The sequence below is a fragment of the Bacteroides congonensis genome, from assembly GCF_900130125.1.
Lineage (GTDB): Bacteria > Bacteroidota > Bacteroidia > Bacteroidales > Bacteroidaceae > Bacteroides > Bacteroides congonensis.
The window spans coordinates 1270215-1292375 of record NZ_FQXY01000011.1; the positions used below are offsets into that span (position 1 = coordinate 1270215).

Sequence of the window (22161 nt, forward strand, 5' to 3'; positions counted from 1 at the left end):
ATTCCCGTAACCGCTAAAATTTCAATTATTTATGGCAAACAGAATGACCCCGCCCGCAGAGGGGCAGGAAAAAGACGTACTGCTGGTCTTGGATAAACAGCAGGGCAAGGTGAGTGCCGTTAAGGGTATCGACAAGGAGGGCAATTTGCAGACCGTGCCGCCGACACAGGGCGGCGAGTTCATGCAGGTAGACAAGAACAGCGATGTGTTCAGCAACTTCATTTCCAATTTCTTCCGCAAGTTCCAAGACACTTCCGGGCTGGAACTGTTCAGCGTCAAGGCTTCCCAAGTAGAGCAGGACGCAAAGGCAATCGAGGACAACCACCGCAACCCTACACCGGAGGGCGGCAAGCGGGCTGAAATGCTTCGAGTTCCGAAGCCCGACTTTCACGAGTTCAAGCAGGGCTACCGCTTCGACCCGGCAAAAATCGACTGGGAGAACCTGAAAAAAGTCGGCATCACCACCGACACCCTGAAAAACACGAAGGACTTCGACCGGGTGATGCGAGGCTACAAGTCCCGCAACACCTACACCGTTTCGGGAACGGTGGGCGGCTTCTACCTCAAACCTACCGATGTCAAGCTCTCTTTCTATCAGGCAAAGGACGGCACGGTAGTACCCAAACTGCACGGCGTGCAGCAGGACGAGAAACTGTTGCAACGCCCGTTCCATGAACACGAGTTCACCAAGCAGGAACAGGGCAACTTGCAAGGCACTGGCAACTTGGGCGGCATCGCTGAAATCAAAGACCCTAAAAGCGGCGAGCAAATCCCCGTGTTCGTCAGCCGGGACAGGTACACGCACGAACTGGAGTATATGCGGGCTGACAAGTGGAAATGTCCCGATACAATCTGTAACGTGCAAGTCAGCCCGGAACAGAAAGCCGCCTTTGAAGCCGGGCAAGCGGTGAAAATGGAAAACCTGCAATTCAGGGACGGCACGAAGCGCAGTGCCTATTTGCAGGTCAGTGCGGTGGAGCGTGGCTTGGAGTTCCTGTCCCGTGCCGCCGTCCAGTTCTTGCAGCAGGGGCAGCAGCCCGCAGAACAGCAGGTAGCCGGGTTAAAGGACGGCAAGGGCGTTGAGTTCAACGGTCATGTGCAGCCCGGCACACAGGGCAAATCCCCCGACAAGGTGCAGCCGAAAGACGTTACCCCCGCCGCCGAGAGCCGGACGCAGGTAGCGGTCAATTCCGGGGGCAAGACCAACGAAGCCACCAAGCAGGGCAAAGAGCCGTTGAAACAGGGTCAGGACAAGCCCACCGCCAAGCAGAAAGAGAAGCAGGAGAAAGCGCAGGACAAGAGCCTGAAAGCTGACAAGCCCAAGAAGTCCAGAGGAATGAAAATGTAATATCCACCATTAAAAAGTAAAGAATTATGATTGCATTGATAGCAGAGAAGCCCAGCGTGGCAAAGGACATCGCCCGCATCATCGGTGCGACCCAGCGTAATGACGGTTATCTTTCCGGCAACGGGTATATGGTGACATGGGCGTTCGGCCACTTAATCCAGCTTGCCATGCCGGAAGCCTACGGCGTGGCGAACTTCCGCAGGGAGAGCCTACCCATACTGCCGCCCGATTTCCAGCTAATCCCCCGTCAGGTGAAAGCGGAGAAAGGTTACAAGGCAGACCCCGGCGTTCTGAAACAGTTGAAAGTGATAAAGGAAGTGTTCGACCAGTGCGACAAGATTATTGTCGCCACCGATGCCGGACGTGAGGGCGAATTGATACACCGTTACATCTATAACTATTTGGGCTGTACCAAGCCCTTTGTACGCCTGTGGATAAGCAGCCTTACCGACAAGGCAATCCGTGAGGGGCTGGATAACTTGCAGCCGGGAGAGCGTTACGATAACCTCTACCTCTCTGCCAAGTCCCGTAGCGAAGCGGACTGGCTGATAGGGATAAACGCCACCCAAGCGTTGAGCGTAGCCGCCGGGCAGGGCGTGTTCTCGCTGGGTAGGGTGCAGACACCCACGCTCGTGATGATATGCAGCCGCTATTTGGAGAACAAGAATTTCGTACCCGCCAAGTTTTGGCAACTCAAAGCGGCAACCGCCAGCGGGGGAATAGTTTTCACCGTCCAATCTACCGCCAAGTGGGAGCAACAGCCCGAAGCCATAGCCGCCCTGCAACGGGTAAAGGATGCCGGGCGGCTTTCCGTGAAATCCGTTGAGAGGAAAGAAGTCAGCCAAGAACCGCCGCTTTTGTACGACCTTACCACGCTGCAAAAGGAAGCGAACACGAAGCTGAACTTTTCGGCTGACAAGACGCTTTCCGTAGCGCAAAGCCTGTATGAAAAGAAAGTGATGTCCTACCCGAGAACCGGAAGCCGCTATATATCGGAGGACGTTTTCGATGAAATGCCGGAGCGTGTCGCCCTGCTGGGGCAATACCCCCGCTTTGCCGGGTATGCCGCCGGGCTGGACGGCACACCCCTGAACCGCCGCAGCGTGAATGACGGCAAAGTGACCGACCACCACGCCTTAATCATTACCGAGAACCTGCCCGGCGAACTCTCCAAAGACGAACGGGCGGTTTACGAGCTGGTAGCCGGGCGTATGCTGGAAGCCTTTTCAGGCAAGTGCGTGAAAGACGTTACCACCGCCGTGCTGTCAGGGGGAGATACCGACTTCACGGTGAAAGGGTCTGTAATGAAAGAAGCCGGGTGGCGTGCCGTGTTCGGCGAGCAGGAAACGGGCGGTGATGAAGAAGCCGCCAGCCTGCCGCCACTCCAAGAGGGCGAAAGCCTGCCGATTTCCAACGTGGAACTATTGGAGAAGCAGACCAAGCCGAAACCGCTGCACACGGAAAGCAACCTGCTTGCGGCAATGGAGAACGCCGGAAAGGAACTGGAAGATGCCGAACTGAAAGCCAGCCTGAAAGATACCGGGATAGGCACGCCCGCCACCCGTGCGGCGATTATCGAAACGCTGTTCGCCCGCCAGTACATCGTGCGTGAGAAGAAGAACCTTGTGCCTACCGAGAAAGGGCTTGCCGTTTACAAGATTGTCAAGGACAAGAAGATTGCCGATGTCGAAATGACGGGCATGTGGGAAACCGCCCTTGCCAAGATAGAAGCGGGCAGCATGGATGCCGACACGTTCCGAAAGGGCATTGAGGTGTACACCGCCCAAATCACGGCGGAACTGCTTTCGGTGCAGTTGTCTGTCGCCAATGACGAAACTTGTTCCTGCCCCAAATGTAATAACGGGCATATCTTGTTCTACCCGAAAGTGGCGAAGTGTTCCAACGTGGATTGCACGCTTACCATATTCCGCAACAAGTGCGACAAGCAACTGACTGACAAGCAGATTGTCGAACTGGTAACGAAACGCAAGACCGGGCTAATCAAGGGCTTCAAGGGCAAAAACGGCAAGGCTTTCGATGCTTCGCTGGTATTGGACGAGCAGTTCAATGTCGCTTTTTCATTCCCCGAAAAGAAAGGAAAGCCGAAGAAATAGCCTATCTTTATCGCTGAAATTTCATTGTGATAGGTTTTGCCACTTATGATAATTGAAATTTTAGTGGTTGTGCCCGGCGGGAAAACCGGGCGCATTTTCAAAAAACTTTTCAATTTTTTTCTGTTATAACTTCCTAATATACAAAAAGAGTTACCTTTTTGTAACTATCTTACCGTCTTGTAACTTCTTTTTTTATACTAAGTATATTTATATCTTTGCAATCGAAAAAGATACTTAATATATCATGTTTACCGCATTGGTATATTTGTTTGGTGTCTTAACAATACATTATTAACTAATAAAAAAAGGATTATGCACTACACTGGAACTATTTGGCGACCGCCTTACGAAGCATACTCAATGCTCATTCAAGTAACAGCTGGATGTACTCACCATTCCTGCAAATTTTGTACTTTATATGAAGATTTACCTTTCAAATTTAGGCTATCACCAATTGAAGAGGTAAAATCGGATTTAAAGGAAGCAAGTTATTATTATAGACACGCACAAAGGGTGTTTTTCACAGGGGCAAACCCATTTGTGCTTAGTGTGAATAAGCTTAAAACACTTGCGAAAATGGTACATCAATACTTTCCTGCTTGTCAGAGTATAGGGTGTTTTGCACGAATTACGGACATTACCCCTAAATCTGTTACAGAATTAAAAGAATTGCGAGAACTCGGATATGATGGAATTACAATCGGAGTTGAAACCGGATATGATGAATCTTTGATTTTCATGAGAAAGGGATTTCTATCAAAGGACATCATTGAGCAATGTAAGAAATTGGAAGAAGCAAATATTACCTATAACTTCTTTTATTTGACAGGAATTTATGGTAGTGGAAAAGGTAAGATGGGTGCGAAGGTAACAGCAGAGATTTTCAATCAGCTTCATCCACAAATAATTGAATCTTCAATGCTTACAATTTATCCGACTTCGGAACTGTATAAGGAAATACAGGCTGGTAACTGGAAAGAAGAAACTGAAATTGAGAAGTTGGAGGAAATGGAGACTTTGATTGAAAATCTTAAAATTGATGCTCGATTTGTAACGGATGGGGCGTCCAACTTAATTCAGGTTAGAGGCAATTTGAAAACAGATAAACAAAAAATGATTGCTTTTCTAAAACAACAAATAACAGAGCAAGACGAAGCTTATTTGAGAAGCTATCGTGAAAATCTGCCACATCTATAAAATCTATCTAATGAAAGCGGATATTAGAGTTATAGTAAAAGGTGTTCAACAATATGCTGATTATATTGACGAGATAGTGACTAATGCTATTGGCAAATATTCTATTGTTAATAGTCTGCATATTGTTGAATATCGAGAACTCTGTAAAGGTGGACATATCGTTGAAAACAAATTGGTAATCAGTAATAAATCTGTTTGTTTATACCGAAGTGGGAGTTTGTTCTCTGAAATGTCTTTCATAGAGGGAGAATGTATGGAATCTGATTATATTAATACAGATGGAGAACTCAATGTAAAAATCAAAACATTGTCTTACCATCCTACAATTAGTGATAACAATATTCATATTGAGTTGAATTATGACTTATTTATAAATAACCAGTTCCTCTCGAATAACTCCCTTACCATATTTATTAATGAAATGGCATTGTAAACTATAATATTATGACTTTATGAAAATAAGAATAATTGATTTGTTGAAAACAACTACTTATAATATTAATGTAAGTGTAAACGGCTGGGTACGAACGCATAGACAAAGTAAAAACATTAGTTTCATTGCAATAAATGATGGTTCAACTGTTCATAATCTGCAAATTGTGGCTGAACATGAAAAGATAAAAAAAGATTTTCTTAAATTGGTAACTACCGGAAGTGCCATTCGGGTAGATGGTATGTTTGTACTATCTACTGGAAATCAGCAGCATGGAGAAATAATAGCCCAAAATATAGTTTTATATGGCACTGCCGCCCCTCAGGAATATCCTTTACAAAAGAAAGAACACTCGTTAGATTTTTTGCGGAATATTGCTCATTTGCGGATGCGAACAAATATTTTTGGAGCGATATTTAGAGTTCGTCATAATTTAGCTTTTGCTATACATAAATACTTCCATGAAAAAGGTTTTTTCTATTTTAATACTCCCATAATAACTACATCTGATGCAGAAGGAGCAGGAAAATTGTTTGAAGTAACAACGGGTGATAATCAAGATTTTTTTGGTGTTCCGGCGAATCTAACTGTATCAGGGCAATTGGAGGGTGAACTGGGGGCTTTGGGATTAGGGGCTATTTACACATTCGGACCAACTTTTAGGGCTGAAAACTCGAATACTTATCGACATTTAGCTGAATTTTGGATGGTGGAACCCGAAATGGCGTTTATTGACATCAACGATAACATGGATTTAGCGGAGGACTTCTTGAAATATGTAATTCGCCATGTTATTGAAGCGTGTGAAAGTGATTTGATTTTTTTGAATAATACAGTAAATAGTGGTTTAATCGAAAGGTTACATTCAGTAGTAAATAACAGATTTGTTCGATTGCCATATTCACAAGCAATAGAAATATTGAAACAATCAAACAGAGAATTTGAAATTCCAATAGTGCAAGGCATGGATTTAAGTTCTGAACATGAACGTTTTTTAGTTGAAGAATATTTTTGTTGCCCTATCATTGTTACGGACTATCCTAAAGAAATAAAAGCTTTTTATATGAAGTTGAATGAAGACAGTAAAACTGTACGAGCAATGGATATTTTATTTCCACAGATAGGAGAGATAATAGGAGGTTCTGAGCGTGAATCAGATTACCTGAAATTACGCCAGCGAATGGAAGAATTGGGTATGAATGTGAAACAATTATGGTGGTATCTTGAAACACGAAAGTTCGGAACTGTTCCTCATGCAGGATTTGGGTTAGGATTTGAAAGATTAGTGTTATTTGTTACAGGAATGTCAAATATTCGTGATGTGATACCATTTCCACGTACACCGAAAAATGCCAATTTTTAAATCTTTTAAGTTTGAACGGTGCAAAAATACATCAATGAAATGTTACTTCGCATTAATGAAGAAATGGAATTGCGTGGTATTGATGAGAACGTCAATACAGAAGATGCATTATATATGATAGACGTTATACGTCCATTGTTTGAAAAATTGCGAGAAATGACTATCGCATACGAATTTCAGAGTGAACAAGAAGAAATTCATTTTTTCAAAGAAATAAAGCCAGATATTCTTGGTAGGTACATATTCTTTCATAAAGTTGTTAGAATTGAAATGAAACGTCCTATTGGCAGTGATGATGTACAGAGAGAATATCTTCATAGCCAATTAAATAGTCTGAAATATTTTTTTGACCAAAATCTTGATTTTTACCAGTATTACCGTTCAAGCGTAACGCATTTAGATACTTATTACTTTGTTCGATATAAAAGTAACTTTCGGTTATGTTTAGATTGCAATTTTTTGGATAAAGACCCTGCTTTTTCAACCGGGTTTGACTATAAAGTGGCAAAAATATTATCTAATGAAATGTTGCGCATATATTTAAATCGCCAGTTACAATTATTAGATAGAAAAACGCAGATTGCGGAAATACGAACTTCGCTTTCAGATTTTAGTTTAAAATGGACTGGCTCGAAATCTGAAGCAATAGAATGGGGATATGGATTGTTTGCTGCAAAATCCTTGAATTATGGAAATGCTACGATAAAAGAAATTATGGCGTTTATCGAAGCAGCATTTGGCATTGAACTGGGAGATTACTACCGAACCTATTTAAGCCTTAAAAATCGAAAGAAAGACCGAACTGCTTTTTTCACATTCATAGTAGAGCAACTGCAAAAGCGTATGGATGATGATATTCTGTAGATAAGATATTTAGCCTATTAGAAAACTACCATGTTATTAGCAACTTGGTAGTTTTTCTTTTTATACAGACTGGCAATATGAATAGGACTGAAATATGCAATTTTCTCTGAAATTCACTCCAAAAGACATTGAAAATAATTTCAACCAAGTTTATATAATCTTGTATTTTTTATCTTACAGAAAGATGCAATTTTGCGGAAAATCAATTAGTTATCATTTATGGAAATAATAACATTCGAGTCCAAAGCCTATAAAGAACTGGACAATAAGATTACCGCTATTGCCGATTACATCTTCAACCATGCGGAAACGGCAAAGCAAAGTGAAGAAGATATGTGGGTGGACAGCTATGAGGTCTGCACGTTCCTGAAAATAAGCGAAAAGACCCTGCAACGCCTGCGCGGGTCGGGGACTATCGCCTATTCCAACATCAGGGGACGCTACTTCTACAAGGTCAGCGAGATACGCCGGATGCTGGAAGAACGCCTGATAAGGAGCAACAAGGAGAACATCGACAACCTGATAACCAACCACCAGTTGTATGCTAAGGAAAGAGGAAATCTTAGAAAGAACAAGTAACGGGCTAGCGGTGTTCAAACACTACCTGCCCGGGAACTGGCGCATAGGTCGCAACTTTCTTAACCCGCTGTACGAGGACAGCAAGGCTTCCTGTAACATCTATTTCGACCGCCGGGGTGGTATCTACAAGATGAAAGACTTCGGCAACGACAGTTACAGCGGTGACTGTTTCTTCCTCGTGGGGCAGTTAAAGGGGCTGGACTGCAATAGGGCGGCAGACTTCGTGGAGATACTGGAAATCATCGACCGGGATTTGGGCTTGGGGCTGGCTTCCGGCACTTCAGTTTCCATTCCCCCGGCAACCGTCCGCCGGGCAGTGCCGGACAAACCCGAAGAAAAGCCAGTCAAGCCCTACCACTTCCGGGAACAAAAGTTCCTGCTTGCCGAACTGGTGTACTGGCAGCAGTATGGCATCACGCCCGAATTACTGGAACATTACAAGGTCTGTTCACTTCGGGAATATAGCAGCGAAACGGCAGAGGGTAAACCGTATACATACACTTCATCGGTGGCAGAACCTATTTACGGCTACAAGGGGAAACAGCACATCAAGCTGTACCGCCCGTTCTCCACGCCCCGCTTCCTCTACGGCGGCAGCTTCGGCGAAAACTACTGTTTCGGGCTGGAACAACTGCCCGCCAAAGGCGACACGCTATTCATCACGGGCGGCGAGAAAGACGTGCTTTCGCTGGCGGCACACGGTTTTCACGCTATCTGCTTCAACAGCGAAACGGTGACGATACCGCCCACGCTGGTTTATCGGCTGACGTTTCGCTTCAAGCACATCGTCCTGCTCTTTGACATGGACAAGACGGGCAGGGAAAGCTCACGCAAGCAAGAAAAGCTGTTAGAAGAATTTGGCGTGAAACGCCTGCTGCTGCCGCTTCCGGGAACGAAAGAGGAAAAGGACATATCCGACTACTTCAAAGCCGGGAACACCCGTGAAGATTTCCTGAAACTGTTTATCGAATTTTTAGACAACCTGTATAGCGACACATTGATTATGCTAAAATCATGCGAGATAGATTTCAACAACCCGCCCGCCAAAGCGCATGAGATTATTTCGGCGGGTGACGTTCCGCTGGGGACACAAGGCAACCTGTTCGGTATCACCGGGGGCGAGGGAACGGGCAAGAGCAATTATGTAGCCGCAATCGTGGCGGGCTGCATCTGTCTGGCTGGTGCGGAAGTAGATACGCTGGGCGTACAGATAACCGCCAACGGCAGGCACAAGGCGGTTTTGCTCTATGATACCGAACAGTCGGAAGTACAACTGTTCAAGAATGTAAGCAACCTGCTGACACGTGCCAAACAGCCGGACAAACCCGATGAACTGAAAGCATTCTGCCTGACGGGTATGTCACGTAAGGAACGCTTACACGCCATAGTACAGAGCATGGATAAATTCTACTACCAGTACGGTGGTATCCAGTTGGTCGTCATCGACGGCATCGCAGACCTTGTAAAGAGTGCTAACGATGAAGCGGAAAGCGTGGCGGTGATAGATGAACTTTATCGGCTGGCGGGTATCTACAACACCTGTATTCTTTGTGTGCTGCACTTCGTTCCGAACGGCTTGAAGTTACGGGGACATTTGGGTAGTGAGTTGCAGCGTAAGGCGGCTACAATCCTTTCGATAGAGAAAGACGAAGAACCCGCCCAGTCGGTGGTAAAAGCTCTGAAAGTAAGGGACGGAAGCCCGTTGGACGTTCCTTTGATGCTCTTTGCATGGGACAAGGAAGCGGGGATGCACGTGTACAAGGGCGAGAAACCCCGTGAGGAAAAGGAGAAGCGCAAGGAAAGGGAACTGGTGAATGTCGCACGTGACATCTTCGGGCGGCAGACACGTATCACCTACATAGACCTTTGTGAGCAGTTGCAGCAGGTCTTGGACATCAAGGAACGTACTGCAAAGAGTTATATCCGCTTCATGCGGGAAAGGGACATCATCACCAAAGACATGGCAAACCAAAGTTTCTTTGTTATCGGTTCATATAATCTTCAATAGAACATAACACCCCATAAGCGTATGGACGAAACTTGTGTGTTTCATGTGCTTGTGTCCTGCCATGTTGTGATAACACGGCAGGATTTCTATTATTTGCACGGTTATTCCAGTGATTTTTATTACTTTTGCAAAAGTAACATAAGAAAATAACGGCGATTGAACAGCTTCGGCTGTGATTTCGTCTTTATATATAACATATACGTTCGCCGAACGTCCCAATGCGAAAACTGGCACTTTTCAAAACGAGGGGATATTCAGCGCAGGATATGCTATGTTTTATCATAGCGTGGTCTTGCCTGTTCCTCGTTTGGGTATTGCCAGTACCTCGCATTGAAGCAGTGTAAGAGCCACGCTTCTTTTTGGGGGTATTGGCGGGCAGTTATCAAAGATTATTAACTGTTAAAACCAATATTTATGGGGCAGATAAAATCATTTATAGCACTATCTCTTGACGGTTTTATTGCGTCTGTCGATGGAGAATTGGATTGGATTCCACAAAGTGTAAGGGCGATACCTAAAAGTTTATTTGAAAATGCTTCTTGCTTATTAGTCGGTGCTAATACATACAATTATCTTTTTGAGCATTTAGATGGGCAAGTTTATAAAACAAAGCCTATTTATGTCGTTTCGCATTCCGATTATAATATACTCCCCAATAGCAATATTTCATTTCTTACTGAAAAGCCATTGGGTGCAATAAGAGGATTGAAGCAGCACCATGAAATATTAGTCATAGGAAGTGCTAAATTATTAACGGAATTAATTCAATTAGAATTATTGGATGAAATAACTATTTGCCATATTCCGGTTTTTGTAGGAAAAGGAATAGGCTTTATCGGAGCAACATTTGGTTCTTATTGGCAGTTAGTAAAATGTCAATCGAATAAGGACGCAATATTTGCGACCTACAACTATAAGAAAAAGCAGGATAGTTAATCATCCTGCTTTTTCTTAATTGATTCCATTTTATTACGATGTTTCAAGATTTCATCGGAATGTTCCAATGCCCATTGGATAATCCCATCTAAAGGCAACATAAGACTTTCGCCAAGTGGTGTAAGGCTATACTCTACTTTGGGAGGTATTTCGGGGTATAATTTACGATTTACCAACATATCCGCTTCTAATTTTTTCAATGCTGTAGTCAGCATCTTTTGAGATATGTTAGGAACATTGCGCATTAATTCATTAAAACGCATTGTCCCATTTTTTTGCAATAAGACCAGTATTCTTAAAGACCATTTATCACCAAAACGGTCTATAATACCACACGCTGGACATACCGCTTCTCTATAATGATTTTCTTCCATATTTTTTATCTTTAAATAATTGTCAATCAACAAGAGTTACCTTGTGGTAAGCATCTTACCTTTATGTAAGTTCTTTTTTTATACTAAGTAACTTTATATCTTTGTTTGCGCAAAAGTAACTAAATATATTGGAAATACAAAATTTGGTGTGATTATAAAATGGATAAATCAATGGAATTAAAAAGAATGCAATTTACTGGTTCTGTTTGGAGACCGCCTTACGAAGCAAATTCACTATTGCTTCAAGCCACTATAGGATGTTCACATCATAGGTGTAAATTCTGTAGTTTGTATAAAGACACGCAGTTTAGAGTTGCTTTCCGTGAAGAAGTTGAAAGGAATTTAGAAATAGCCCAGCTATATCAACCAAAAGCACGAAGAGTATTTTTAACTGGTGCAAATCCGTTTGTACTTAGCTTTGAAAAACTGAAAATACTTGCCACTTTAATAAAGATATATCTTCCGGAAGTGCAAAATATCGGCTGTTTCGCTCGAATTAGCGATATAAAACAAAAGACAATAGAGCAATTGATGGAATTACGTCAATTAGGATATGACCGGATTTCTATCGGGACAGAAAGTGGAGATAATATTACGCTGTCACAAATGAATAAAGGGTATTCTGTTATGGATATTGTTGAACAATGTCGAAAATTAGAGAATGCTGGCATTGAATATAATTTCACGTATTTGATTGGGCTTGCAGGAAAGGGGCAAGGGGAACGCAATGCTATTAATACAGCTGATACCTTTAGTTTGTTGCATCCGTATATTATCAATGTACTTTCTTTAACCGTATTTCCCGATACAGTTCTTTATGAGGAAATAGGAATGGGGACATTTATTGAAGCATCGGAATATGAACGGATAGAAGAAATGGAAATGTTTATTGAACGATTCCAACCATCTAATTGTGTTCATCTTTTAGCAAACACTGTATCTAATCCCATACCTTTTATTGGAGTTCTACCCAAAGAAAGAGAACGGATATTAAAAGAAATACAGTCCATTAAAAATAATTTTAGGGAAGAGGATTTAAGAGATTATCGTAAACGCATAAAATCGTTATAATGGCAAAATTAGAAACAAAAATAAGTGGTATTGATTTTAAAAATCCTGTAACAGTTGCATCGGGAACTTTTGGATATGGAACAGAGTTTTCAGATTTCTTTGATGTGTCTTTATTAGGAGGAATATTTGTAAAAGGAACAACGCTATATGCGCAAGAGGGTAATCCGTACCCTCGAATGGCGGAAACTCCATCAGGAATGTTGAATGCAGTTGGGCTTCAAAATAAAGGTGTAGATTATTTTGTGAATAATATATATCCAACAATAAAAGACATAGATACAAATATGATTGTAAATGTTGGAGGAACGACCATCGAATCTTATGTAAAATGTGCCGAAACAGTAGCCACATTAGATAAAATTCCGGCAATAGAGTTAAATATAAGTTGTCCGAATGTAAAACATGGAGGTATGGAGTTTGGAGTAACAACTAAAGGTGCAGCATCCGTTGTTAATGCAGTCAGACAGGTTTACAATAAGCCGTTGATTGTTAAGCTATCCCCAAATGTAACAAATATTGCAGATATTGCTAAAGCAGTAGAAGATGCAGGGGCAGATGCTATTTCTATGATAAATACAATTATGGGGATGGCTATTGACATAAATTCTCGTAAACCTATCTTATCTACTGTAACTGGTGGGTTGTCCGGCTCTTGCATCAAACCTGTTGCATTACGAATGGTTTGGCAAACATATAAGACTGTTAAAGTTCCGATTATAGGTTTAGGTGGAATATCGTCATGGCAAGATGCAATAGAATTTTTCCTTGCTGGTGCTACCGCTATTCAAATAGGGACATATAATTTTATAGACCCGACTATAAGCCTAAAAGTAATAAACGGCATCAATTCATATCTTGACGAGAATGGTTTTTCTGATATACAGGATTTGACAGGTGCATTAGGAGGGATTTAAGCCAAAATCTTAGTGCAAGGTGCAAGTATATATTTATATATATAGCTTGCACCTTGCACTAACCGCAGAATATTTATTTTCAATGATTTGCATATTTCAAAAGAAAGCCATATCTTTGAACCCGAAAGTTAGGCAGACAAACAGCGGTCAAAGTCAGACAGGCTTAACGGTTGAAAATCGTTACTGTTTCGTTACCTATTTGAAATCTTGAAAGCAAAGTAGCTGACACATAAGCGGTTAGAGTTACAGGTTCAAAACCCTCCCTCTCCGCTGAACTAACCGGACAAAACCGGACAATGAACAGCCAAGTCCTACAAATTCAACGATTTGTGGGACTTTTTTTATCCCCTTATGTCTGCCCTACCGGACATCATTTAGACCCTGAAAGACAAAGTTAGTAACCTAACTCGTACCCCCGACAACTGAAAGTCCAAAAGGGGTACACTTAGTCCGAAATTGGCGAACTTCTGTCGCTATTTGGCGAGCCTGTATAAACTTAACTTTGAGCTAATTAACGTAGTTTTGTAACCTAAAAAAGTGAGTTTATGAAGAGTACATTTTCCGTTCTTTTCTTTGTGAAAAAGGACAAGCAAAAAATCAATGGCAGTTACCCTATTTTTGTCCGCATCACGATTGATGGTGTGGCAAGCCGTTTTAATTCCAAGCTGGACGTTCAACCCAAACTTTGGGACGGTAAGGCTGGTAAAGCCGCCGGACGTTCTGCGGAAGCTACCCGTATCAACCGATTGCTGGATGATATAAACGCATCCCTTAATACCATTTATCACGAACTGCAAAGGCGTGACAATTATGTTACCGCCGAAAAGGTGAAGAATGAATTTTTAGGGCATAGCGAGAACCACGACACCATCCTTAACCTTTTCCAAAAGCACAATGACGATGTGAAACAGTTGGTCGGCATATCCAAAACGATTGCCACTTATCGCAAATATGAAGTGACCCGCCGCCATCTTGCCGAGTTCATCCAAAGCAAATATAACCTGTCGGATATTTCTATAAAGGAAATAACCCCGATGTTCATTACTGACTTTGAGTTATATTTGCGTACTACCTGCAAATGCGGTTATAATACGACTGCCAAGTTCATGCAGTTCTTCAAGCGCATTATCCTGATAGCCCGTAATAACGGCATCCTGATAGGTGACCCGTTCGCCAATTATAAAATACGTTTGGAAAAAGTGGATAGAGGTTATTTATCAGAGGATGAAATAAAGATAATCCTCAAAAAGAAGATGGTTTCCGAACGGTTGGAACAGGTGCGTGATGTTTTTATCTTTTCCTGTTTCAGTGGTTTGGCTTATGTGGATGTTGCAAATTTAAAGGAAGATAATATCCGCAAGTCTTTTGATGGTAACCTATGGATAATTACGAAACGCCAAAAAACAAATACAGACGTGAATGTTCCCTTGCTGGATATTCCTAAAATGATATTGGAAAAATACAAAGGTAAATTGCCGGACGGAAAGGTACTTCCCATTATCAGCAATCAGAAACTTAATGCGTATTTGAAAGAAATAGCGGATGTATGTGGAATTAAAAAGAACTTGACATTTCACCTTGCGAGGCATACTTTCGCAACCACGACTACGCTTGCCAAAGGTGTACCCATTGAAACAGTCAGCAAGATGTTGGGACACACCAATATAGAAACGACACAGATATACGCCCGCATCACCAACAACAAAATCAGTAACGATATGCAGGGGCTTGATAAGAAGTTTGTCGGCATTGAAAAAATCTACAAAGAAGTATCTATGAAATAGGTATATAGAGAACTTATCACAATTTGTGATAAGTCCCTTTATGCTTCCAATTACTCACCGTTAAATAATAACATTATGGACTTACAAATCATCCAAAACAAAATCTTTGAGGTCAGAGGTTGCCGGGTCATGCTCGATTTCCATTTGGCGGAACTTTACGGAGTACAGACCAAAGCCTTGAAACAGGCAGTAAAGCGTAATGAAAAGCGTTTCCCCGGTGATTTCCGCTTTACCATGACAAAAGAGGAATGGGACGAACTGGTCACAAATTGTGACCAGTTGCCGGAGAACCTGAAACACAGCTATATACTTCCCGATTGTTTCACCGAGCAGGGAGTAGCGATGCTATCCAGTGTTTTACGCAGTCAGACCGCCATAGACGTGAATATTTCCATCATGCGTGCTTTCGTCCTCATGCGCCAAATGTCAATCGGTTACGAGGAACTTCTTAAACGCATCGAAGAACTGGAACAGAGTACGGATGCACAATTCAGCGAGGTTTATCAAGCACTGACCCAGTTACTAAGCAAGCTCGAACCGAAGCCACGCAAACCGATAGGATATAGAACCTATGACGAATAACGGTTTAAGGTATTCGGTTGTCTAAGCGGTGTCACCAGTGATACCCCTTTTCAGTTCCCTAAAGTAATGTATCTCAATCACAAATTTTAGCAAAGTTACAGCCCGGTGGGGACAAATACCAAATCCGAGCCGTTCCGGTTTTCTAAAAAATCTCCACACCTGCGGGTCGTATTTTTTGAAAAGATATGGTTGAAGTCCCCGCCAAACTGTGGGTGTCCGGCAAAATTTCTTATTGTTTAATTTAAAATTCAGTAGTCATGAAAACAACAGAATTTACCATGCCGGAAATCACTATCTCTTATAAAGACAATGTAAAAGCATCCGAAAGGGTGAAAATACTCTCATCCGAAACGTCCTACTCTTATCTGAAACCGTTCTATGCGGAATGTATGGAACACCACGAAGAAAGTCATGTAATGTTCCTCAATCGGGCAAACAAGGCTTTAGGCGTTTCCCTTATTTCTAAAGGCGGCATGGCTGAAACTGTAATGGACGTGAAAATCATCCTGCAAACCGCCCTGAAAGTCCATGCTTCGGGCATCATCCTCTCACATAACCACCCATCGGGTAACCTGCGTCCGAGCGAACCGGACAAACAAATCACCTCAAAAATAAAAGAAGCCTGCAAGGTCTTGGATTTACACCTGTTAGACCATATCATCCTGACAGAAGAAAGCTATTACAGTTTTACAGACGAGGGGCTTTTATAAGCCCTTTTTTTACTCTCTCATTACCCAATACAAAAAGCCCGATGGCTTTTACTTCTATCCTCTCAAACAAGAGAAAAATTTTCCCTAAAACTGATTGGAACATTGTCAAAGGTATATCCGTGCCTGTTACTGTTCAAATTATTTTTTAGAAATCTCCACACCTGCGGGTAGTATTTCATAAATAATAATTTGCCCTGTACCAGTCCCGAACCTTTGAAAAGACAATGTTCCCATTCAGTTAAAGGAAAAATTTACGTGGTGGGCGACAAGCGATGTAAACGATTAAAATTCAAAAGTCATGGAAGTAGTAACATTATCAGAAGCAAGAGTTTATGTAGGTACTTACAACAAGTATAACAGTGGTTCACTTTTCGGCAAGTGGTTAGACCTTTCCGACTATTCGGACAAGGACGAGTTTTTGGAAGCGTGTCGGGAACTCCACGAGGACGAAGAAGACCCGGAATTTATGTTTCAGGACATCGAGAACATACCCGAAGCCCTGATTTCCGAAAGTTGGCTTTCTGATAAGTTCTTTGAGCTACGGGATGCCATCGAAAAACTAAGCGAAACCGAGCAGGAAGCATTTTTCGTATGGTGCGACCATCACAACAGCGATATAAGCGAAGAAGATGCGGACGACCTTGTTTCTTCCTTTGAGGACGAATATCAGGGAGAATATAAAGACGAGGAAGATTACGCCTATGAAATCGTAGAGGAATGTTACGAACTGCCGGAGTTCGCAAAGACCTACTTTGATTATTCGGCTTTTGCCCGTGACTTGTTTATGACTGATTACTGGATGGATAACGGTTTTGTTTTCCGTTGTGCCTGATTACTAATCGGGTGGAGCAATCCACCCGCAACACACAAAGACAATGAAAGTATATAATAACATAAAGACCGTTTTAAGGTGGGTAATACTGGCTTTTATTATCTATCAGGTAGCCACCAGCACCACCGGAGCATGGATAGTCCTAATCATAGGCTTTTATATAGTCCGGTTCTTTCTCTGGCTGTTTATCTCCGCCGTTTACCTGTTGTGTATGGCTTTTATTTTCATTGTACTGCTTTCGCTTTTGATTATCTGACAACTCATTTTAAATTATAACGATATGGAAACTTTAAACAAAAACGGGGTAAGCATTCCCCAAACACCGGGAGAGGAAAAATATGTAAAATGCTGTTTAGGCGCATTCATGAAAAAGGGTTTATAGTATTAGACTTATCGCGTTCCAAAGAAAACAATTTAGGTATTTGCTAAGATGCTTAAAAACTGCAAAGAATAATAGGACATAGAAATCCAGTTAAACTACTTTCATTTATGAGTAGAAACTAAATTGAAAGTTCGTAAATGATTTAGGCATCTATAAAAATTGGAAGAACTCTACCTCTATTATAAGAACTTTAGTAAAGAAAGCATTCTATAATGGCTGGAAACTCTGTAAAAAGTACTATTTTTCTTTATGTAAACATTCTCTATTGATTAAAATCACTATCTTTACGAAATAAAATATCAGTAAAGAGATTGTTTCTTTTTATGTTTAACAACATATAAATAGCGAAATATGATAAGTAAAGATAAAATTGAAAAACTGGAAGAAATCACAATTGAAGATTTTAAAGAGTTAATGGGAAACTTGATTAGTTTTTTAGGATATACGGACACTATTGTGGATGCAAATTCAATTACTGCTATCAGAGAAAGTCCTTTGAGTTCTGAAAAATATATGTTTATTTTGTTAGAAGAAAGATTGAGTGGTATTGTTAATGTAGATGAAATTGAAAAAACAATACTTGATTATCATAACAGAATAAAGCCTGATGTTACGTATTTAGTTTCTCCTAAAAACATTTCAAATGGATTTGAGCGCAGTTTAACTCAAATAATACCACAAATAAAGCTTAATTTTATAGGCAGAGACAATCTCATAGATTTGATAAATAAGCATTATGATGATTTTTGGAAGCATAAAGATTTAGCGTTGTTAGAATACGAAAAATATTTTCACGAAAATATATCAAAAGATAATGAACTAAAGAAACTTAAAATATTTAATGATAAATATCAGAAGATTTTAGATATATATATTGAACCTAGAATTACTCATTTTTACGAAGAGAAAGCGACTCAAACGCCCGTAAAAAAAAGAATTTTAATAGATGACGTTGTTAAAAACTTGAACCCCATTGTTATATCAGGTGATGCTGGGACAGGAAAATCTACTCTTTTAAAGAAAGTTGGAGAAAAACTAATCAAACTAAATCAAGAAAATATTGAAAGAAAAAACATACCTGTTTGTATAAGTACGTTAGAGCTTTTAGAAGAAAAATACCAAATAAACCAATTAGTAACTAAAAAGTTATCTGTATTTTTTGCGAATTTCAATTTAGAAGATTTATCTAAAAGTTATCAAATAACTCTCTTAATTGATAGTATAGATGAGTTTGGAGGTGAAGAACAAAAAATGATATTGAACGAGTTACAGAATTTATCGCAGAATCATAAAATTAGGTATATAATTACATCTCGAAATTCAGATAAGATGGAATCTCTCGGAGAGAAAATATTTGATTCTTATACGATTGAACGTTTCAATAATGAACAAGTTAAGAAATTTATATCAAACTTTTTTCTTGGTGAGAATTCTAAAACGGAATCACTTCTTGATGCATTACGTGAAAACAGAATTATCGAAAGACTTCCTATTACTCCTTTAACACTATCTCTTATATCTATATTATACGAAGAGAATAATTTAGAGATTCCAGCAACAATCGCCGATATTTACGACAATTTTAACTCCTTAATTATAGGGAGATTGACTGTTTCTAGTCGGATTGAATTTGTTGATATTTCATTTAAGGAAAGAATATTGTCATTATACGCATTGCATCTTCTGGAAAAGGAACAACATATTCCATTAACAAAAGAAGAGTTTTTTATCTTTTTTGAAAATTATTTTAAAGAAAAAACATTGCCAATAAAAAAAGGTACATTGAGAGAAGTGCTAGATTATTTAATTGATAATACAGGAGTTCTTATTATTAAAGATAATAAATGGGTGCAATTCAGCCATGATTCATATATGGAATATTATGGCGCTTTGGAAATATTTAAACACCGAAGAGATAAGGAAGACTTATTGATTGAAAATTTTTTCGATTTTAAGCTACAAAATGCAGCAGTATTTTATGCAGGAAAGTCTAAAGATATGCCCGTTTTTCTAGAAAAAATAATTGCCAAATTAAAGAAGGCTACTGCGTTAAAACATTTCATGTCTGGGGTACTTGGTGCTGGATATTTATTGCAAGCTTTATATCAAACAGATAATACTTTGAGAAAAGATGCTATATTACAAGCATTAGACCTTAATGCAAAGTCCACAGATATACTTATCAAACTAGCGGCAGACGATGTTATTCTTTTCAGAAGTTATTCAATACCAATTCTTCAAATAATGAATCTATTCTATTTTTACGAAACATTCAATTCTGTAACAATAAAAGAACCATTAAAAATGGCGTTTGATTTTTATTATCAAGATTATAAAGATACAGGCAAAGCAATTAATGCGCTAAAAGCAATCACTTTAGCTCTGGTGTTGGATTCAAAACGAATATGTTATCCCCAAGCATTAGAACAAATTTTAGAAAACGATAAAATACTGAAAGATCCAGGGCTATATACAATCCTAGATTTTTCGTTTAGCACGTTTAATAATGAGAAATACAACAAATTGAAAAAGGAAATTAGAGATAATTATTTCCCTAAGATATCATCCCCTGTTAGAGAATTAGTAAAATTGCCGGCTAGTAGAGTTAGGTTTACTAAATTGGATACCATATCTTTAGATAAAAAAGTTCAATTAATTGTTGAGGGGAAATCTGACGCTGAAATTATAGAACATGCTTTTTATGTATTGACGGGACAATCCCCCTATTGGAGTATAAAACCAGCGGGAAATGAATCAGGTGGAGCCATTGAGGTTAGTAAGGTAATTATGAATTGTAAATCTTTAATAGATAAAAATGGAGTTATAATTGGTATTTTTGACCATGATGCTAAAGGTTTGCAAGAATTTAGAGGACTTAAACCTTCTGTTTTTGAAAAATATATAAATGATACTGTACGAAAGCATATTAGCTGCGAAGCATATGCGCTTTTACTCCCTGTACCCGGCGAGATGGACATATATTTAAAGAAAGACCAATCATTTAATTTCTTTGAAATTGAACATTATTTTGGCAAAACATTTTTGGTTGAAAATGACATCGTAGAATCTACAGATATCCCCGAAGTATATAAAATAAAAGAATCAAAGAAAAAAGCGCTCTCTAAATTAGTAAGAGGGCTTCAAAATAAAGAGCACTTTATTTATTTCATAGATTTGTTTAATGCTATAGATAAAATAACAGGGATAGAACCTGAATATACATTGGAATAGCAATTAGAGTATATAAAGAGCTATTTCTACTATTAATTAATAGAATAGTAGAAATAGCTCTTTTTATTTTGATGTTTATTTTAGTCTGAAATAATTTTAATAACACCAAACATGCTATTTTCTCTTACTACTATCATTATTAAATAAATGAAAACGTAAGTTGTTGCACCTGTCCGAAGCTATCCTGAAAATACACATCTACCGTCTGCTGGTCGGTCGATGCAGAGGTATAGTAAAGCCGGAATGTTTCACCCGGAAGCGGGTACAGGTCATTCGGCAGTAAAACCGTTCCATCGGACATTTTCAGCGTTCCCGCCCCGTCCGGCTGAAAATAGCGGATGAAATACTTTGTTTCCTCAAACCGCCCATCCCGGTGAAGCTGGCAGCGTATTTCCGCCGTTTCACCTACCTTTAATTTCTTCGGTACAGGCATCGTTTCGACAGTGAACGGGTAAGACTGCTGTATATCCACATTGTCATTACAGGCACTCACTAACAACAGGGCAGCCACCATGTAGCACCCTATCAGCATCTTATAAATTACATTTCTCATATACATTGTATATAATAGGTTAGTTTATCGTAAGCATTCGGTAAACCACGTATTTTTTCCTCAAACTTCCGTCATTAACTTTACGTCCAAAAAGCAAAGTTATGATGACACGAGAAGAAGTAGTAGAGATAATGAACTACTGCAAAGAGCACAAAGTGACTTATAAGTCAAGATTAGAGGAACTCAACATCCCTGTATGGCGGTTTTATGACAGCAAATCCCGTTATGCCGGCGAGCAATCATCGGGTAAAACGGCTCAAGGTGAGTTTATCGAGCTCCCGCACAGTGGATCTTTTGTTCCGGTTCCTTCATTTGCCGGTACAACCGGACGGAAACAGAAAAGTACACCGGCTACGCCAAGCGGATTGAAAGAGATAGAAATACGTACACCGGGTGGTAGTGCCATACGCATTTGCGGTGAGCTAAATGAAAAGGAACTGTTTTCAATCATCCAGTCCTGCAACCATGTTCAGCCTTAATGACAGTATGCGCTATCTGTTGTATAACCGCCCGACTGATATGCGCAAAAGCTTCCATACCCTCAGCGGTATCATCACAGACGCCATGGGTCAGGACCCCTGCAACGGCAACGTGTATATCTTCATAAACCGTACCCGTGACCGTATAAAACTCCTGCATTGGGAGCCAGGCGGCATGGTGCTGTATTCCAAACTTCTGGAAGCCGGCACTTTAGGTAAGCCTGATTCTGCCAGCGATAATGAGGTCTGTGCAAATATAGAATGGCGAGAACTTGTCATGACTGTGGAGGGTATCATGGAAGCCCGCGATTCGCGACGCACGAGACTTGAAAACCTGCAAAAGCTTCGAAAATAGTACCGGCTTTTTACTCCGTTCGCTTTTGTATGCCATGGGATTTTAGTATATT

At 40.5% G+C, this 22161-nt stretch carries 21 protein-coding genes and 1 pseudogene; 20 read left to right on the forward strand and 2 right to left on the reverse strand.

Features of this window, described 5'->3' with window-relative positions:
- The first annotated feature begins 31 nt into the window (after positions 1-31).
- From BQ7997_RS22555 to BQ7997_RS22600, 9 genes are all read left to right on the forward strand, one after another.
- Complete coding sequence (locus tag BQ7997_RS22555) at positions 32-1348, forward strand: DUF3945 domain-containing protein (RefSeq protein ID WP_073348136.1); 1317 nt, start codon at positions 32-34, stop codon at positions 1346-1348.
- A gap of 26 nt (positions 1349-1374) precedes the next feature.
- A complete protein-coding gene (locus BQ7997_RS22560) occupies positions 1375-3462 on the forward strand; it encodes a type IA DNA topoisomerase (protein ID WP_073348137.1) in 2088 nt (695 codons plus the stop codon).
- 312 nt (positions 3463-3774) lie between these two features.
- Positions 3775-4659 carry a radical SAM protein gene (locus BQ7997_RS22565; protein ID WP_073348138.1) on the forward strand — a complete coding sequence of 295 codons (885 nt, stop codon included), beginning with the start codon at positions 3775-3777 and terminating at the stop codon, positions 4657-4659.
- A 10-nt stretch (positions 4660-4669) separates the two neighbouring features.
- Complete coding sequence (locus tag BQ7997_RS22570) at positions 4670-5092, forward strand: YwiB family protein (protein ID WP_073348139.1); 423 nt, start codon at positions 4670-4672, stop codon at positions 5090-5092.
- Positions 5093-5111: 19 nt separating this feature from the next.
- Complete coding sequence (asnS, locus tag BQ7997_RS22575) at positions 5112-6455, forward strand: asparagine--tRNA ligase (RefSeq protein WP_073348140.1); 1344 nt, start codon at positions 5112-5114, stop codon at positions 6453-6455.
- Positions 6456-6473: 18 nt separating this feature from the next.
- Positions 6474-7319: an RteC domain-containing protein gene (locus BQ7997_RS22580; protein WP_083589335.1), complete on the forward strand. Its 846-nt coding sequence runs from the start codon at positions 6474-6476 to the stop codon at positions 7317-7319.
- A 219-nt stretch (positions 7320-7538) separates the two neighbouring features.
- A complete protein-coding gene (locus BQ7997_RS22585; RefSeq protein ID WP_032560971.1) occupies positions 7539-7898 on the forward strand; it encodes a helix-turn-helix domain-containing protein in 360 nt (119 codons plus the stop codon).
- Entirely contained in the window at positions 7861-9906 is a 2046-nt protein-coding gene (locus BQ7997_RS22590) for an AAA family ATPase (protein WP_073348141.1), read from the forward strand. The genes BQ7997_RS22585 and BQ7997_RS22590 overlap by 38 nt, the downstream gene beginning before the upstream one ends.
- 414 nt (positions 9907-10320) lie before the next feature.
- On the forward strand, positions 10321-10842 hold the full coding sequence (locus BQ7997_RS22600) for a dihydrofolate reductase family protein (RefSeq protein ID WP_073348142.1): 522 nt from the start codon (positions 10321-10323) through the stop codon (positions 10840-10842).
- On the opposite strand, the gene BQ7997_RS22605 is transcribed toward BQ7997_RS22600, so the two are convergent.
- Positions 10839-11216, reverse strand: a complete 378-nt coding sequence (locus BQ7997_RS22605; RefSeq protein ID WP_073348143.1) for a winged helix-turn-helix transcriptional regulator — start codon at positions 11214-11216, stop codon at positions 10839-10841. The two genes, BQ7997_RS22600 and BQ7997_RS22605, sit on opposite strands and share 4 nt — an antisense overlap.
- Before the next feature lie 171 nt (positions 11217-11387).
- Between BQ7997_RS22605 and BQ7997_RS22610 the strand changes: the two genes are divergently transcribed.
- The 9 genes and pseudogenes from BQ7997_RS22610 (at position 11388) to BQ7997_RS22645 (ending at position 20722) form a co-directional block, all read left to right on the forward strand.
- Entirely contained in the window at positions 11388-12287 is a 900-nt protein-coding gene (locus BQ7997_RS22610) for a radical SAM protein (protein WP_073348518.1), read from the forward strand.
- Positions 12287-13201: a dihydroorotate dehydrogenase gene (locus BQ7997_RS22615; protein WP_073348144.1), complete on the forward strand. Its 915-nt coding sequence runs from the start codon at positions 12287-12289 to the stop codon at positions 13199-13201. The genes BQ7997_RS22610 and BQ7997_RS22615 overlap by 1 nt, the downstream gene beginning before the upstream one ends.
- A 545-nt stretch (positions 13202-13746) precedes the next feature.
- Complete coding sequence (locus BQ7997_RS22620; RefSeq protein WP_073348145.1) at positions 13747-14985, forward strand: site-specific integrase; 1239 nt, start codon at positions 13747-13749, stop codon at positions 14983-14985.
- A 75-nt stretch (positions 14986-15060) separates the two neighbouring features.
- Entirely contained in the window at positions 15061-15567 is a 507-nt protein-coding gene (locus tag BQ7997_RS22625) for an ORF6N domain-containing protein (protein WP_073348146.1), read from the forward strand.
- 257 nt (positions 15568-15824) lie between these two features.
- Positions 15825-16277, forward strand: coding sequence for a JAB domain-containing protein (locus tag BQ7997_RS22630; protein ID WP_057318696.1), 453 nt, complete (start codon positions 15825-15827; stop codon positions 16275-16277).
- Between the two features lie 298 nt (positions 16278-16575).
- Positions 16576-17109 carry an antirestriction protein ArdA gene (locus BQ7997_RS22635; protein WP_073348147.1) on the forward strand — a complete coding sequence of 178 codons (534 nt, stop codon included), beginning with the start codon at positions 16576-16578 and terminating at the stop codon, positions 17107-17109.
- Positions 17110-17152: 43 nt separating this feature from the next.
- On the forward strand, positions 17153-17365 hold the full coding sequence (locus tag BQ7997_RS25250) for a hypothetical protein (RefSeq protein WP_057318695.1): 213 nt from the start codon (positions 17153-17155) through the stop codon (positions 17363-17365).
- A gap of 24 nt (positions 17366-17389) precedes the next feature.
- A pseudogene (locus tag BQ7997_RS22640) lies at positions 17390-17473 on the forward strand (DUF3873 family protein); the annotation flags it as partial.
- Positions 17474-17842: 369 nt separating this feature from the next.
- The gene (locus BQ7997_RS22645; RefSeq protein ID WP_073348148.1) at positions 17843-20722 is read left to right on the forward strand and encodes an NACHT domain-containing protein; all 2880 of its coding nucleotides are present in this window, start codon (positions 17843-17845) and stop codon (positions 20720-20722) included.
- Positions 20723-20861: 139 nt separating this feature from the next.
- On the opposite strand, the gene BQ7997_RS22650 is transcribed toward BQ7997_RS22645, so the two are convergent.
- Complete coding sequence (locus BQ7997_RS22650) at positions 20862-21281, reverse strand: DUF3872 domain-containing protein (protein WP_120129924.1); 420 nt, start codon at positions 21279-21281, stop codon at positions 20862-20864.
- Positions 21282-21376: 95 nt separating this feature from the next.
- On the opposite strand from BQ7997_RS22650, the gene BQ7997_RS22655 reads away from it, so the two are divergent.
- Entirely contained in the window at positions 21377-21754 is a 378-nt protein-coding gene (locus BQ7997_RS22655) for a hypothetical protein (RefSeq protein ID WP_235817250.1), read from the forward strand.
- Complete coding sequence (gene tnpB / locus BQ7997_RS22660) at positions 21702-22109, forward strand: IS66 family insertion sequence element accessory protein TnpB (protein ID WP_235817342.1); 408 nt, start codon at positions 21702-21704, stop codon at positions 22107-22109. Before BQ7997_RS22655 ends, tnpB begins: the two co-directional genes overlap by 53 nt.
- The last annotated feature ends 52 nt before the right edge of the window (positions 22110-22161 follow it).

Bases quoted from the DNA above. Each gene is read 5' to 3' on its own strand.
- BQ7997_RS22555 (WP_073348136.1), top strand. From the start codon at position 32: ATGGCAAACAGAATGACCCCGCCCGCAGAGGGGCAGGAAAAAGACGTA.
- BQ7997_RS22560 (WP_073348137.1), top strand. From the start codon at position 1,375: ATGATTGCATTGATAGCAGAGAAGCCCAGCGTGGCAAAGGACATCGCC.
- BQ7997_RS22565 (WP_073348138.1), top strand. From the start codon at position 3,775: ATGCACTACACTGGAACTATTTGGCGACCGCCTTACGAAGCATACTCA.
- BQ7997_RS22570 (WP_073348139.1), top strand. From the start codon at position 4,670: ATGAAAGCGGATATTAGAGTTATAGTAAAAGGTGTTCAACAATATGCT.
- asnS (WP_073348140.1), top strand. From the start codon at position 5,112: ATGAAAATAAGAATAATTGATTTGTTGAAAACAACTACTTATAATATT.
- BQ7997_RS22585 (WP_032560971.1), top strand. From the start codon at position 7,539: ATGGAAATAATAACATTCGAGTCCAAAGCCTATAAAGAACTGGACAAT.
- BQ7997_RS22590 (WP_073348141.1), top strand. From the start codon at position 7,861: ATGCTAAGGAAAGAGGAAATCTTAGAAAGAACAAGTAACGGGCTAGCG.
- BQ7997_RS22600 (WP_073348142.1), top strand. From the start codon at position 10,321: ATGGGGCAGATAAAATCATTTATAGCACTATCTCTTGACGGTTTTATT.
- BQ7997_RS22605 (WP_073348143.1), bottom strand. From the start codon at position 11,216: ATGGAAGAAAATCATTATAGAGAAGCGGTATGTCCAGCGTGTGGTATT.
- BQ7997_RS22610 (WP_073348518.1), top strand. From the start codon at position 11,388: ATGGAATTAAAAAGAATGCAATTTACTGGTTCTGTTTGGAGACCGCCT.
- BQ7997_RS22615 (WP_073348144.1), top strand. From the start codon at position 12,287: ATGGCAAAATTAGAAACAAAAATAAGTGGTATTGATTTTAAAAATCCT.
- BQ7997_RS22620 (WP_073348145.1), top strand. From the start codon at position 13,747: ATGAAGAGTACATTTTCCGTTCTTTTCTTTGTGAAAAAGGACAAGCAA.
- BQ7997_RS22625 (WP_073348146.1), top strand. From the start codon at position 15,061: ATGGACTTACAAATCATCCAAAACAAAATCTTTGAGGTCAGAGGTTGC.
- BQ7997_RS22630 (WP_057318696.1), top strand. From the start codon at position 15,825: ATGAAAACAACAGAATTTACCATGCCGGAAATCACTATCTCTTATAAA.
- BQ7997_RS22635 (WP_073348147.1), top strand. From the start codon at position 16,576: ATGGAAGTAGTAACATTATCAGAAGCAAGAGTTTATGTAGGTACTTAC.
- BQ7997_RS25250 (WP_057318695.1), top strand. From the start codon at position 17,153: ATGAAAGTATATAATAACATAAAGACCGTTTTAAGGTGGGTAATACTG.
- BQ7997_RS22645 (WP_073348148.1), top strand. From the start codon at position 17,843: ATGATAAGTAAAGATAAAATTGAAAAACTGGAAGAAATCACAATTGAA.
- BQ7997_RS22650 (WP_120129924.1), bottom strand. From the start codon at position 21,281: ATGTATATGAGAAATGTAATTTATAAGATGCTGATAGGGTGCTACATG.
- BQ7997_RS22655 (WP_235817250.1), top strand. From the start codon at position 21,377: ATGATGACACGAGAAGAAGTAGTAGAGATAATGAACTACTGCAAAGAG.
- tnpB (WP_235817342.1), top strand. From the start codon at position 21,702: ATGAAAAGGAACTGTTTTCAATCATCCAGTCCTGCAACCATGTTCAGC.